This is a genomic window from Myxococcus vastator, from assembly GCF_010894475.1.
Classification (GTDB): Bacteria; Myxococcota; Myxococcia; order Myxococcales; family Myxococcaceae; genus Myxococcus; species Myxococcus vastator.
Window position 1 is genome coordinate 1 of sequence record NZ_JAAIYB010000231.1, and the last position, 12,969, is coordinate 12,969.

The following is a 12,969-nucleotide window of genomic DNA, read 5'->3' on the forward strand; positions in this document are numbered from 1 at the left end:
GCCCCGGGGTGGGGACGGCGGCCCTTCCAGAGTGGGCGCAATTTGCAGCGCGATGTCCCCCGAAGCGCCGTCCGTCGTCGCATGCCCCCAGAACGCGCGTGCGCCCTCTGCCACTGCTTCAAGCACATCCGCCGCTGCCGTGATAACGGCGGCGCCCAGCGGCAGCTTCGCATGGATTTGGAGCTGTGGTCGCCCGCCTGGGCTCACATACGCGGAGCGGTGGCGCCCGGAAATCATCACGGCGTAGCGCTCATCGCCGTTGCATGTCAGAGGGAACTCGCCGCGCGTGGCCGCCTCCGCCAGCCACGCATCGCGCTGTGGTAACGCGGCAAGCCGTCGCCTCGCGGTGACTCTCCACGCCAGACGCAATCCGGGGAGCGCCTTTTCCAACCCATGGACGGCGGCGAGTGGGCGTTTGTCGTTACCCGAAAGCGCAGGCGCATAGACGTTGAGAATGAGGGGGCTTCGAGTGGTCATCTATCCACAGGCCAGCGCAGCGTCGCGCTCCTGGGCCAATTGCTCGAGCTCCTTCTCGATTTCCCGCTCCCGGATGAAGCCATTGTATGTGTCAAACCGATGAGCCTTGATCTCCCATGGCACGCGCACGCCGACTTGCAGCGCATCGAAGCGGATGCCATTCACACGTACGTCCATGCCGGGATAGCGGTTGGGCGGAAACGTGTCGGCGCACTCGTTGTGCGGGGCATCCTTGCCCGCGTGAGGAACCGGGACGGGCCTGCGCTCAGGGCGTCGCTCTCGCTCCAGTGGCTCAGTCGGCACCGGGGGGAACCCGTCCTGCGCTGATGCGACCGCGCACCTTCCCGTCGGGTCGTTGAACCGGACCCGGTCATGGTCGAGGGCGTGGTAGCACCGCTCCGCCATCACGGGCCAAGGCTGGGAAGCCTCACGGACGACGCACTGTCCCTCGTCCCGCCACGGCAGCTTTGCCGCTCGCTGGAGGTTGCGGATTCTTGGTGTTCGGGGCGCGCGTTCTCTTGGGCTCGGTGCCGACGTAGCGCACGCCGAGAGGAAGAGGAGAAGTGCGGCGCAGGCGCGTGGTCGCATGGTCACGTCCTTTTAGTCTAGCCAGCGAGCTGAATGGCAAGGCTGTCCGCTTCTGGAATTGGGGCAGCAGCATTGGGTGACGGCGAGGTGTCCATCTGCCGCCGTGACGCGCCCGACGCGCTTGTCCGCGAGCTGGATGATGCCTGCCAGCTTGTCACGCGGACATGGGCTCGCATAGAAGGCCGCGCATGCTTCGCAAGCCATTGCTCTTCCTGTTGTTCGGCGCATCTGTCCTTTCCGCCGCGTGCTCCGGCGACGAACAGAAGCCGGCCGTGCTCATCATCGACCGGGAGGAGGCCGACTTCGGTGAGGTGGAGCTGGGCCGGTCCTCCCCCGAGCAGCGCTTCACCGTGCGCAACGCGTCTCCGTCGGCGGTGGAGTCCGTGTCCGTCAAGGTGGAGGGCAACGGGTTCACCATCACCGCCAACACCTGCGAGCGCTTCCTCGACGCGGGCAGGGAGTGCGAGGTGCGGGTGCGGTTCTCGCCCCGGCTGGCGGGGCCGAGCGAGGCCCGCCTCGAGGTGGAGGGCGCGCCCGACGTGGACAGCGCGGTCCTCAAGGGCATGGGGGTCGGCCATGTGGAGGTGCGGCGCCTGCCGGGTGGCGGAGCGCGCGTGGTGGCCGAGGGGGAAGGCGGGTCCTGCGACGAGCCGTGCAGGTTGCCGGTCCGCAAGGCGCAGGTGACGCTCCGAGCCGAACCAGCGGGGATTCCGACCTGGGGCGGGGCCTGCGCCGTGGTGGCGGGTGGCGGCTGCTCGCTCGTCATGGACGGGACGAAGGTCGTCTCCCTGGAGGCGCTCGAGTCCCTCCTGCGGTGGGAGGCGCGGCGGGGCTCTCATCCGCGGAGCGTGGCGGTTTCGGCCGATGGTGACATCGTCGTCCTGGAAGTCGGGCAGTTGCAGCGGCTCAGCAGCACCGGACAACTGCGCTGGTCGGTCCCCCTGAGCGGCGGGGTGGAGATGGCCCTGGATGGCGCGAGCAATGCCTACGTGGTGGACTCCTTCGGACGGGTGACCCGGTACGACACGCACGGGCAGGTGCTGTGGACCTCTTCAGAATCCGTCGAGAATCCCCATTGGCCCGCGCTCGCGGTGAGCGCAAGCGGGAACGTCTACGTGCTGTTGAGCCTGGGCAATCATGAGCTCGCGCGTCAGCTCGAACTCATCGCCATCTCGCCGCAGGCTGCCAAGCGCTGGAGCCTGCGCTTCGATGAGGGCCAGTTCAACTACGCCTCTGGCCTGGCGGTGAATGACCAGGCGGAGGTCTATCTGTCCGGCAGCGTGTTCAACCGGAACGAGACGTCCGGGGAGTCGGTGTTCGTGAAGTCCTACCTCCGGAAGTACAGCGCGGAGGGCGCCATCCTGTGGGAGACGCAGGAGGGCTGGGACCTCTTCGCCGTCAACGCCGAGGGCGCGACGAGCACCCTCTTGCCGAACACCTCGCAGTCTACCGGGGGCTTCACCCAGCGGTGGATTGGCGCGAATGGGGTGACGCAGTGGACCGCGACCATCCCGAACGGGCCGGGCGTGGTCACCCTGCAGACCTTCGCGCCCTCCGGCACGCTGCTCGTCGGCGGGCACGAACCCCTCGCGGTTGGAACGGAGTTTGGCCGGGGCTGGTTCTCGGCAATGAACCTCACGACCCGTGCGCTCGGCCTCGTGACCTACGTCGAGGGGAGCACGGGGACGGGAGGGCCGGTCCGTATCAGCGACCTCGCGCTCACCCCGGCGGGCCATGTCGTGGTGACCGGCGGCTTTGGCGCCGTCACGGACCAGGGCGAGGGCTACATCCGGCTGTACGACGGGCGCGTGCTCACGGGCGTGCCGTAGCGCCCTCACGGCGCGGGGCCACGCCGGGGTTGGAGGAAGCGCCACGGCGCTGGGACTTGCGCCGGACGGGATATTCTTCAGCGCCGCCATTCGTCGGGTTGAGCGGCCTGCAAAGCGATGGAGTCCGGAATGACCATGCGCACCGCCCGCATCCTCATCGTCGTCATCGGGCTGTTGCTCCCGTACGCAGCACGCCTGCCGCGTGGCCTCGACTGGGTGCAGCAGTACGCGGGCGGCGGCCTCGGCGCGTCGCTGTTCCTCGGCGTGTTCAACGCGCTCGCGTGGGGCGCGCTCCTCGCCGTCAGCTTCTTCTACCAGCGGCCGGTGTCGCTGCTGGCGCCCGCGCTGGCGGGCTTCGGCTTCCTCGCCTGGGCGCACGGGTCGCTGAGCCTGGCGGCGGACGCGCAGTCCGCCATCGCGCTCGTGTTCATCCCGCTCTACGCGCTGGTGCCGATTCTGGTCGGCGCGGTCGTCGGCGCCCTCATCGACCGGCGGCTTCGCGCCGGGTGACGGCGACGAGGACCCTCTCGATGCGCAGGCTGTTCGTGTTCGCCTCCGTCCGGGGCGCGCGGCGCCTTGCCACGCATCGCGCCGCGAAGAATGATGACGAGATGTCATCAGAGACTCGCGCGCATCATCGTTCGAGCCTGTTCGTCGCCGCCCTCGTCCTGCTGGCGGTGCTCGGCACGTCGGGGTGCGCCGCGGGCCCTGTTCCGGTGGACGCGCGCGCAGCGCCAATCGCGGCGCACGGCGAGCTCGGCGAACGACTGGCGCGTGCGGTCGCGCCGGCCGAGGGCCCGGTCGGCGTCGCGGTGGTCCTGGCTAACGACGACGCGGACGGCGCTGCGGTCGTGCTTGGCGGCGGACGCCGCTTCCCGATGCAGAGCGTGTTCAAGCTGCCGCTCGCGATGGCGGTCCTGGACGCCGTCGACCGGGGTGAGCTGCGACTGGAGCAGCGCGTGCGCGTCGAGCCCTCGGACTTCGTGTCCGACCGGCAGCACAGCCCGCTCCGCGATGCGCACCCCGACGGCGTCGAGCTGACGCTGGGCGAGCTGCTGCGCGGTGCCGCGTCGGGCAGCGACGGCACGGCCGCGGACGTCCTGCTCGGCCTGGTTGGTGGCCCGGTCGCGGTGACGCGATACCTGCGCAGCGTGAAGGTCGAAGGCGTCGAGGTCGCGGTCACCGAAAAGGAGATGGGGCGCGACCCCAAGGCTCAGTACCGCAACTGGGCGACGCCCGAAGGCGCGGCGGCCCTGTTGCTCGCGGTGGAGGCGGGGCGGGGCATGTCGGCGGACGGGCGGCGGCACCTGCTGCGCCTCCTCACCGAAACACCCACGGGCCCGAACCGGATCCGCGGACGTCTGCCCGCGGGGACACCGGTCGCGCACAAGACGGGGACATCGAGGACGGTTGACGGCATCACCGCGGCCACGAACGACATCGGGCTGGTGACGCTGCCGGACGGGCGACGGCTGGTGGTCGCGGTGTTCGTCTCCGAGTCGCCGGCCGACGACGCCACCCGCGAGCGAGTCATCGCCGATGTCGCCCGTGAAGCGTTCGACTTCTGGGCCGGTGACCGCGGCGAGTTGTAGGTGGGACACCGCCGCGCGAGCTACAGTTTCCCCATGGCGCGGCCCATTGACCCGACGGCGAGCTGTCCCGTGACCCGAGGCGAAGTCAATCTCGAACGATATGGGTCGGTGGACGGTGTTTGGCGGGAGGCGGGCCTTGCCGCGCCTGCACGCCGTGCGCTCGTCAACGCGGGGCTCCTACGCCTCAACGACCTGGCTGAGCTTTCAGAGGATGAAGTGCGGTCGCTTCACGGGATGGGACCCAACGCCTTGGGCAAACTACACGCCGCAATGCAGAAAGCGGGCATTGCCTTTCGCGCCTAGCACGACCGCGTCAGGGATAGGCGGAAGGGCGCGTGGGCGACGGAGGTCTGGGCGTGGACTTGAGGTGGAGCGGCCGCGGCGCGCGGCGCCAGACGGCGACGTGCGCCCCTCCCAGCCACTGCGCCTCACGTCGCCTGCTCGGCCTCTCCATCCGCGCCTCAGGCGGTGTCAGGCCATGGCCCAATCCGTCTCCGGCACCGGGCCGACCCCTGGCGTTGCCCCGGCTGCTTCCGGGCACGGCCGCCCTGGTACAGTCCGGCCTCATCCATGACGACCCTTCGCAAGGTGATGCTCGTCGACGATGAAGAGGACATCCGCACCATCGGCAATCTCAGCCCCAGCCGCGTGAGGGGATGGCAGACGGTGCTGGCCGCGTCGGGCGCGGAGGCCCTGGAGAAGGCCCGCGCGGAGCAGCCCGACCTCATCTTGCTGGACGTGATGATGCCGGGCATGGACGGACCCACCACCTTCGGCCGGCTGCGCGCCGAGCAGGCCACGGCGCGCACGCCCATCATCTTCATGACGGCGAAAATCCAGAAGCAGGAGGTCGCCCGCTATCTGGAGCTGGGCGCGCTGGGCGTCATCGGGAAGCCCTTCGACCCGATGACGCCGCCTCAGGATGTTCACGAGCTGGTGCCAGGATGAGTCAGGGGCTTCGCCTCTCGCGTCGCTCGGGGGTGTTGGCGGCGGGCGCGCTGCTGCTCCTGTGCGGCCTGTTCGCCATGGGCCGTCCCTGGGCCACCTCGGACAATGACCGCTACCGCGGCGCGCTGCGGCACCTGCGCGTGGCCAGCGGCGACCTGGAGCTGGACGTGCTGCGCGAACGCTTGGGCCTGCGCACGCTCCACGGCACGGACCCGGAGGACTTCGCCGCGCTGCGGGCGCGCGCGGACGCGCTGCGGCGGTTCCCCTCCTCCCTGTCCGCCATGGACCAGCGCACGATGAGCGCGGCGCTGGACCTGTTCGTCGGCGCGCTGGAGGAGAGCGCCGCGCTGCTGGAGCGGGCCCGCGCCGCTGACGCGCGAGGCGCGAAGGCGGAGGCGGACGCGGCCGTCCAGGCCCTGTTGGAGGGGACTGTCAGCGCGCGGGCGGACCGCCTCATCAACACCTACCTGGAGCTCTACGAGCGCGCGCAGGAGCGCAACGAGCGCGCGCGCATCATCTTCTTCCTCGGCTCGTTGGCGCTGGTGGCCTACGTGCTGGTGGTGCTGGTGCGGCTGTCCCGCGCCACCGCCGACCTGGCCGCGCTCAACACGGACTTGGAGCGGCGGGTGGACGAGCGCACCAGGGCCTTGTCCGCGGCGAACGACGGGCTGCGCGCCAGCGAGGCGCGCAAGGCGGCGATTCTGGAGGCCTCTCCGGACGGCATCCTCCTGCTGGACGGTGGCGGGGCCTTGCTGGAGCTGAACCCCGCGGCGCGGAAGACCTTCCAGGTGGCCGCCGCGGACGTGGTGGGCCGCGACTTCCTCTCCGTGGCGCTCCCGGCGGAGCTGCCGGACGGTGCCCGTCAGAAGGTGCTGGCCGCGGGGCGGAGCACCGCGCCGGGGCAGGCCACGAGGCTGGAGTCCCCCTGCCTGCGCGGGGATGGCAGCACCTTCCCCGCGGAGCTGACCATCGTCCGCGTGCCCGGAGAAGGCCCGCCCCGCTACACCGTCCTCGTGCGCGACCTCACCGAGCGCAAGGCGGTGGAGCGGATGAAGAACGAGTTCATCTCCGCCGTGAGCCACGAGCTGCGCACGCCGCTCACCTCCATCCGCGGCTCCCTGGCCCTGCTGGAGGGCGGCATCGCGGGGGATGTTCCGCCCCAGGCGCTGGACATGGTGCGCATCGCCCGCACCAACACCGAGCGCCTCATCCGCATCATCAACGACCTCCTCGACCTGGAGAAGCTGGAGGCAGGCAAGCTGGAGTCGGCCCGGCCCGCGTTCGTCACGCCGCCGCCCGTCCTCCCCGGGGACGCGGCCCGCCACGAGGTGCTGCTGGCCACCGCGGATTCGGAGCTGGCGTCGCTGCTGGGCGGGCTCCTCTCGCACGAAGGCTACCGCGTGCTGCGCGCCACCAGCCTCATCGAGGCGGCGAAGCACCTGGACACGGCCCTGCCGGACGCGCTGGTGGTGGACATGCAGCTCCCGGAAGGGCACGCGCTGGACTGGGTGCGGCGCCTGCGCGAACAGCCGCGCACGCGTGAGCTGCCCGTGCTGGCGCTGTCTGGCGGCTCGGACGAAGCCGAGGGCGTTCCGTACTGGGTGGACTGGATGCCCCGGCCGCTGGAGGAGTCGCGGCTGCTCAAGTCGCTGCGCTACGCCACGCGGCAGCCGGGCCAGGTGCGCGTGCTGGTGGTGGATGACGACGCCAGCACCCGGCGCACGCTGTGCGCGCAGTTGGAGCGGCTGGGCGTGCAGGTCTTCGAGGCGGCGGACGGTGAGAGCGCGGTGGAGCTCGCGCGGGAGACGACGCCAGACCTCATCGTCCTGGACGTCGGCCTGCCGCACCTGGACGGCTTCGAGGTCATCGACATCCTCCGCCAGGGCCGCGCCACGCCCCTCATCGTCTTCACGGGCCGGGATTTGACGCGCATGGATGAGCGGCAGCTCACCCTGGGCCTCACCCGGCACTTCACCAGGTCGCGCGCCTCGGAAGAGGCGCTGGTCTCCTCCGTGCGGGACCTCCTCAACGGCCTGCTGGCGAGAGAGGCACCCCCGTCATGAACAGCAGGACGCTCCTGTTCATGGAGGACGACAAGGACTTGCAGTCCCCGGTGGGCACCTTCCTGCGGGAGAAGGGCTACCGCGTGGAGCCCGCGCGCAGCGCGGCGCTTGCGCGCGAAGGAGAACGGTCGCAACCGCATCGAGGCGTGAGCCCCAGGGACTACGGCTCGTTGAAGATGAGCAGCCCACGCGACGTGTCCACGACGTAGATGCGGCCGTCCCCCGGTACACGGATGCCGATGGCGCCGTCGGTCAGCCCGTCTGTCCGGTTCGAGTCTGACTCGCGGAAGGTGTTGTAGTGCGCGATTTCACGAGGCTGGGCAGGGTTGGACACGTCCAGCACGCGCACGCCCTCGTGGTAGTACGCGACGTAGAGCCGCGTGCCCACCAGCAGCATGTTGTGGACGGAGGCGAGGCCGCGCAGGCGGTACTCGCCAATCTTCACGATGTTCGCAGGGTCGGTGACGTCCAGGACGCGTACATGGGAGCCCATCGTCTCGCCGCCCTCGAAGGCCACCGTGCGGCCGTTGAAGGTGCCCACCGCGTTGGCGTGGCTGAATGTATGAGGGTAGGTGTAGCGGCCGAGCAACGCCGGTGTCTCGCCGTCCAGCCCTGCGACGAGGAAGCCGTCTTCGAGGTGATTGACGTAGAGGCGCCCCTCATACGCGAAGGCGTCATGCGGGTAGCCCATGCTTCTGGGATACGTGAAGTGGGTGAGGAGCTGGGGCTCCAGCGGTTGGGTGATGTCGAAGATGAGCGTCTGCTTCTGGGATGGGGACATGGCATAGAGCCGGTTCCCTTCCACGAAGAGCGTGTGCACATCGACGCGGCTGTTGCCCGGGTAGCTGCGTAGAAAGGCGGGCTGCCTGGGGTTGGTCAGGTCGAACACGAGCACGCCCTCGCGAGCGCTGGCGACGTAGAGCGCGTTGTCCTTGGCCCAGACACCATTCCAGTATTCGTTATGGCCGAACCGGATGGTCGTCTGCTGGACGGGAATGTAGGGGTCGCTCACGTTGTAGACGGCGAGGCCGCCGCCAGACCCTCGCCGGTCGATGCCCACGACATAGGCGTGGCCGTGGGTGACATACACGTCCGCGGGCGTGTCCAGGGGCACGCGCATTTCGGACAGGAGCTGGAGGCTGGCGGACTCGGGCTCGCCCTCTCGCCACGTCATGCGCTCGGCGCGGAAGCTGCCGCGGTAGCGCAGCGTGCCGTTGCGGCACCAGAGGACGCAGCCGGTGAAGCTCCGGGGGCCCTGGGCGTGACATCCGATGAAGGTGTAGCCGTTATCCCTCCCCGCTGGACTCGTGGGTCCGGAGGAAATGAAGAACCGCTCGTCATTCATGATGGCTGCATGGGGCTCGAGCCCCATGATGGACATGGGCTGGCCCGAGGCGTCGAACTGGAAGCCACCGTTCTCCGGGAAGACTTGTACGGTGCCGGGCTGCACCTCGGTCTCGTAACGAATCTCCGCGCGGTAGATGGCGCCCTGCCGCTCCAGTCCCGCGAGCGAGCCGAAGTCACAGTCTGGCATCACCAGTGTCTCCGGCACGTTGCACGCCGTAGGGGACGTCTGCGCGGGACACGACTCGAAGGCCCCGGGGTCCACCCATTCCCCCAGCTCCGGAAGCACCTCCCAGGGGCCGTTATAGGCCGGTGGCGTGGGCTCCGGTGGCGCGGGCTCCGAGGAGGAGCAGGCGGACAACGACACGGCGCAAACGAGCGCTAGCAACGGGCATGGGGTGCGAACAGTCATGGGTGAGGTCCGTGGATGAGGAGAAGGAGTTGTCCGTGCCCAGCTCAGGGCGCGTCGAAGATGAGCAGCCCGCGCGACGTGTCCACCACGTAGACGTGGTCGTCACCGGGGACACGCATACCGATGGCGCCGTCGTACATGCCGTCGGACCGGCGCGGGTCTGCTTCGCGGAAGGTGTTGAAGTGCGCCACCTCACGAGGTTGGGCGGGGTTGGACACGTCCAGCACGCGCACGCCCTCGTGGTAGTACGCGACATAGAGCCGCGTGCCCACCAGCACCATGTTGTGGACGGAGGTGAGGCCGCGCAGCCGGTACTCGCCAATCTTCGTGATGGCGACGGGCTGCGTGACGTCCAGCACGCGCACGTGGGCGCCCAGCGTCTCGCCGCCCTCGAAGGCCACGGTGCGGCCGTTGAAGGTGCCCACCGCGTTGGCGTGGCTGTAGGCGTGGGGGTAGGCATACCGGCCCAGGAGCGCCGGTGTCTCGCCCTCCAGGTCGACGATGAGGAAGCCGTCGGTGGTGTGGTTGATGTAGAGCCGCCCGTTGTACGCGAAGGCGTCGTGCGGGTAGCCGTTGCCGCCAGCGTGTGCGTAGCGGGTGAGGAGCTGAGGCGCCAACGGCTGGCTGACGTCGAAGATGAGCGTCTCCTGGTTGGGGCCGGGCGACATGGCGTAGAGCCGCGTCCCCTCCACGAAGACGGTGTGCACGTCGATGGGGCCGGAGCCTCCAGGGTGGTTGCGCACGAAGGCGGGCCGCGCCGGGTCCTCCAGGTCGAACACGAGCAGCCCCGCATCCCCGCTGGCGACATAGAGCGCGTTGTCCCGGGCCCAGACGCCATTCCAATACCCGTCACTGGGGAGCTGGAAGGACGCGGTCTGCACGGGGGCGCGGGGGTCGCGCACGTCGAAGACGGTGAGGCCGCCCTGACGCTCGGGCGCGTTGATGGACACGACGTAGGCGTGGCCGTGCGTGACGTACACGTCCACCGGCAGGCCCCGGTCCACGAAGGACTCGGACAGGAGCTGCAGGCCGGAGGACTCGGGCTCGTCCTCCCGCCACGTCATGCGCTCGGCGCGGAAGCTGCCGCGGTAGCGCAGCGTGCCGTTGCGGCACCACAGGAAGCAGCCGGTGAGGTGCCGGGGGCCCTGGGCGCGGCAGCCCGCGAAGGTGAGCCGGTCCTGCTCCTGAGTGGTGCGCGTGTACTCGGTGGCGAGGACGAAGCGCTCGCTGTCCAGGGCGAAGCCATGGGGCGCGCGGCCCATGACGGACACGGGCTGGCGGGCCGCATCGAACTGGAAGCCGCCGCTCCCCGGTGACGCTTGGACGCCGGACTGTCCCTGGAACTCGTAGCGAATCTCCGCGCGGTAGATGGCGCCCTCCCGCTCCAGGCCCGCGAGCGAGCCCATGTCGCAGCCCGGCAGGACGATGGCCTCCGGCGCACCGCAGGCGACCTGGGAGCTCAGGGCGGGGCACGCCTCGAAGGCGCCGGGGTCCACCCACTCCCCCCGCTCCGAAAGCGCCTCCCAGGGGCCGTCATAGGCGGACGGCTCGAGAGGGGGCGCTGGTGGCGTGGGCTCCGAAGAGGAACAGGCGGACAACGCCCCGGCACAGGCGAGCGCCAGCAACGGGCGCGCGGCACGAACAGGCATGAGGTGCGGCCTCTGGATGAAGAGAAGGAGGTGCCCGCGTCGTTTCCGCGGGCGCCCTCCGCACAGCATAGATGTCACCGCGACCTCCGCAAAGTGGCGCCCCCGGAGCCTGCTCAAGGCTCGTTGAAGATGAGCAGCCCGCGCGAGGAATCCACGACGTAGACATGCCCGTCGCCGGGCAGGCGCACGCCGAAGGCGCCCTCGAAGGTGCCCTCCCTCCGGCGCGGGTCGCTCTCCCGGTACGTATTGAAGTGCGCCACCTGTCGGGGCTGGGTGGGGTTGGACACGTCCAGCACGCGCAGGCCTTCGTGGTACCAGGCGATGAACAGCCGGTTTCCCTTGAGAATCATGTTGTGGATGGAGGTGACGGGCCGCATGCGGAACTCGCCAATCTTCACCATGTTCGCCGGGTCGGTGGCGTCTAGCACGCGCAGGTGCGAGGCGGCGAACTCGCCACCCTCGAAGGCGATGGTGCGGCCCGCGAAGGTGCCCACCGCGCTGTGGTGCGAGAAGCCACCGAACGCCGGATAGAAGTAGTGGCCCAGGTGGCGCACGTTCTCCAGGTCGGACACGTCCACGACGGAGTAACCGCCGTACCCGTTGCTGATGTACAGGCGGTCTTCGTACGCGAAGAAGTCATGGGGACCGCCGAGGGAGAACTCCTCGGGCAAGGTGATGACCTGCTGGAGGACGGGCGTCAGGGGCGTGCTGACGTCGTACACGCGGGTGCTGCCCACGAAGTCGGTGACGTCCGACGCGTACAGCCGGTCACCCTCCACCAGCACGGTGTGCACGTTGACGGCGCCGCTGCCCGGCAGGCGCTGGACGAACTCGGGGGCGCCGGGGTTGGAGATGTCGAAGACGGACACGCCGGTGTCCGCGCTGGCGACGTACAGCGCGTCGCCCTTGGCCCACACCCCGTTCCAGTAGGAGTCCCCCGGCAGGCTGATGGACGTCTTGAAGAGGGGGTGGGCCCGGTCGCTCACGTCGAAGACGGTGAGCCCGCCGAAGTGGCCGAACCGATTGACGGACACGACATAGGCGTGGTCCTGGGCGACGTAGACGTCCACCGGCGTGCCCAGGTCCACGACGGACTCGGAGACGAGCTGCAAGCCGCCGGAGGACTCGGGCTCGTCCGTGCGGTCCGGGCGCTGGGCCTCGAAGGTCCCCTTGGCGTGGGTGAAGCCCCGGGTGCCCTGGGTACAGGTGATGTAGCAGCCCGTGATGAAGCCGGGCTTGGGCGTCTCACAGCCAGCCACGGACACCACCCGGTCCCCGAGTGAGGGCCGTACCTGCCGGGCGGAGAGGAAGAAGGTGCCACCCTCCGTCATCCGGGTGCCGAGGGGCAGGCCGTGGAGCGTGTCCGGACCGCCGTCGGAGTGGAGCTGGAACCCGCCACTGCCAGGGGTGACGAAGGTGCCGCCATCCGCGAGCAGCCGCTCCCCCCGCAGGTCGGACATGTAGATACCGTCTGGCGGTATCGCGGCCAGTTGGTCCGCGTTGCACGACGACATGTCGAAGTTCGCCGGGTCCTCGCAGGACTCCAGGTTGGAGGGCTCCACGGTGAACCGGCACTCGGAGAAGGAGCCCCGGTCAATCCAGTCACCCGGGTCGTCGAGCACGGTGTAGCCCCCATCCCAGGGCGCCTCGGTGCCCGCGTCCGTCCCGGCGTCCGTGGGCTGCTGCCCCGCGTCGGGGACGGGCGGAGGCGGGTCGTCATCACAGCCGGTGGTGGACAGCAGTACGGTCAGCGCGGACAGCAGGGCCCAGCCCGGGCGAAGCGGGGACGTCATGGAGACACCTCATGGGGGAATGCGAGGCACTGCGGGGATGGCCGTCCTCCGCCTTACGCAGACATACGCCTGTCTGGTCGCTCCTGGTTCGAGATGATTGCCAGATGAGCGGCAAAGGACCGGCGTGGCGCCGGCTGCTTGTGTTTGAGCGGAAATGGTCCTGGCCTTGCAGACGCGCGGCGCCCACGGCGCACCGCATGAGTTGCCATTCATTGGAGGTGCGGGTCGGGGCGCGGCCTTCCGCCATCTCGCTCCCGGCCGGGGTAGGCTGGGC

Annotated in this window: 10 protein-coding genes and 1 pseudogene; 6 read left to right on the forward strand and 5 right to left on the reverse strand. The window is 69.7% G+C overall.

Annotated features, from left to right (window positions below; genetic code table 11):
• Positions 1–477, reverse strand: a 477-nt coding sequence (locus G4D87_RS38950) for a DUF5953 family protein (protein ID WP_240358487.1), incomplete at its 3' end; no start/stop codon positions are given.
• Between the two features lie 3 nt (positions 478–480).
• Positions 481–1,065: pseudogene (locus G4D87_RS39525) on the reverse strand (DUF6310 domain-containing protein); the annotation flags it as partial.
• Between the two features lie 188 nt (positions 1,066–1,253).
• Here G4D87_RS39525 and G4D87_RS21975 point away from each other — a divergent pair.
• The 6 genes from G4D87_RS21975 (at position 1,254) to G4D87_RS38960 (ending at position 7,706) form a co-directional block, all read left to right on the forward strand.
• The gene (locus tag G4D87_RS21975) at positions 1,254–2,894 is read left to right on the forward strand and encodes an NHL repeat-containing protein (RefSeq protein ID WP_163784040.1); all 1,641 of its coding nucleotides are present in this window, start codon (positions 1,254–1,256) and stop codon (positions 2,892–2,894) included.
• A gap of 129 nt (positions 2,895–3,023) precedes the next feature.
• Entirely contained in the window at positions 3,024–3,404 is a 381-nt protein-coding gene (locus G4D87_RS21980; protein ID WP_163784042.1) for a hypothetical protein, read from the forward strand.
• 20 nt (positions 3,405–3,424) lie between these two features.
• Positions 3,425–4,486 carry a class A beta-lactamase gene (gene bla, locus G4D87_RS21985; protein WP_205507677.1) on the forward strand — a complete coding sequence of 354 codons (1,062 nt, stop codon included), beginning with the start codon at positions 3,425–3,427 and terminating at the stop codon, positions 4,484–4,486.
• Positions 4,487–5,056: 570 nt separating this feature from the next.
• The gene (locus tag G4D87_RS21990) at positions 5,057–5,434 is read left to right on the forward strand and encodes a response regulator (protein WP_163784044.1); all 378 of its coding nucleotides are present in this window, start codon (positions 5,057–5,059) and stop codon (positions 5,432–5,434) included.
• A complete protein-coding gene (locus G4D87_RS21995; RefSeq protein ID WP_163784046.1) occupies positions 5,431–7,497 on the forward strand; it encodes a response regulator in 2,067 nt (688 codons plus the stop codon). Before G4D87_RS21990 ends, G4D87_RS21995 begins: the two co-directional genes overlap by 4 nt.
• A complete protein-coding gene (locus G4D87_RS38960; RefSeq protein WP_205507678.1) occupies positions 7,494–7,706 on the forward strand; it encodes a hypothetical protein in 213 nt (70 codons plus the stop codon). Before G4D87_RS21995 ends, G4D87_RS38960 begins: the two co-directional genes overlap by 4 nt.
• Here the strand turns inward: G4D87_RS38960 and G4D87_RS22005 are convergent.
• The 3 genes from G4D87_RS22005 to G4D87_RS22015 form a co-directional block, all read right to left on the reverse strand.
• Entirely contained in the window at positions 7,658–9,253 is a 1,596-nt protein-coding gene (locus G4D87_RS22005) for an LVIVD repeat-containing protein (RefSeq protein ID WP_163784049.1), read from the reverse strand. The genes G4D87_RS38960 and G4D87_RS22005 overlap by 49 nt on opposite strands.
• Before the next feature lie 44 nt (positions 9,254–9,297).
• A complete protein-coding gene (locus tag G4D87_RS22010; RefSeq protein ID WP_163784051.1) occupies positions 9,298–10,902 on the reverse strand; it encodes an LVIVD repeat-containing protein in 1,605 nt (534 codons plus the stop codon).
• A gap of 113 nt (positions 10,903–11,015) precedes the next feature.
• Positions 11,016–12,695: an LVIVD repeat-containing protein gene (locus G4D87_RS22015; RefSeq protein ID WP_163784053.1), complete on the reverse strand. Its 1,680-nt coding sequence runs from the start codon at positions 12,693–12,695 to the stop codon at positions 11,016–11,018.
• Positions 12,696–12,969: the final 274 nt, after the last annotated feature.

Coding starts and splice junctions, on each gene's coding strand:
- G4D87_RS21990 (WP_163784044.1), top strand. CDS start 5,057: ATGACGACCCTTCGCAAGGTGATGCTCGTCGACGATGAAGAGGACATC.
- G4D87_RS22005 (WP_163784049.1), bottom strand. CDS start 9,253: ATGACTGTTCGCACCCCATGCCCGTTGCTAGCGCTCGTTTGCGCCGTG.
- G4D87_RS21980 (WP_163784042.1), top strand. CDS start 3,024: ATGACCATGCGCACCGCCCGCATCCTCATCGTCGTCATCGGGCTGTTG.
- G4D87_RS21975 (WP_163784040.1), top strand. CDS start 1,254: ATGCTTCGCAAGCCATTGCTCTTCCTGTTGTTCGGCGCATCTGTCCTT.
- G4D87_RS22010 (WP_163784051.1), bottom strand. CDS start 10,902: ATGCCTGTTCGTGCCGCGCGCCCGTTGCTGGCGCTCGCCTGTGCCGGG.
- G4D87_RS22015 (WP_163784053.1), bottom strand. CDS start 12,695: ATGACGTCCCCGCTTCGCCCGGGCTGGGCCCTGCTGTCCGCGCTGACC.
- G4D87_RS38960 (WP_205507678.1), top strand. CDS start 7,494: ATGAACAGCAGGACGCTCCTGTTCATGGAGGACGACAAGGACTTGCAG.
- G4D87_RS21995 (WP_163784046.1), top strand. CDS start 5,431: ATGAGTCAGGGGCTTCGCCTCTCGCGTCGCTCGGGGGTGTTGGCGGCG.
- bla (WP_205507677.1), top strand. CDS start 3,425: ATGCGCAGGCTGTTCGTGTTCGCCTCCGTCCGGGGCGCGCGGCGCCTT.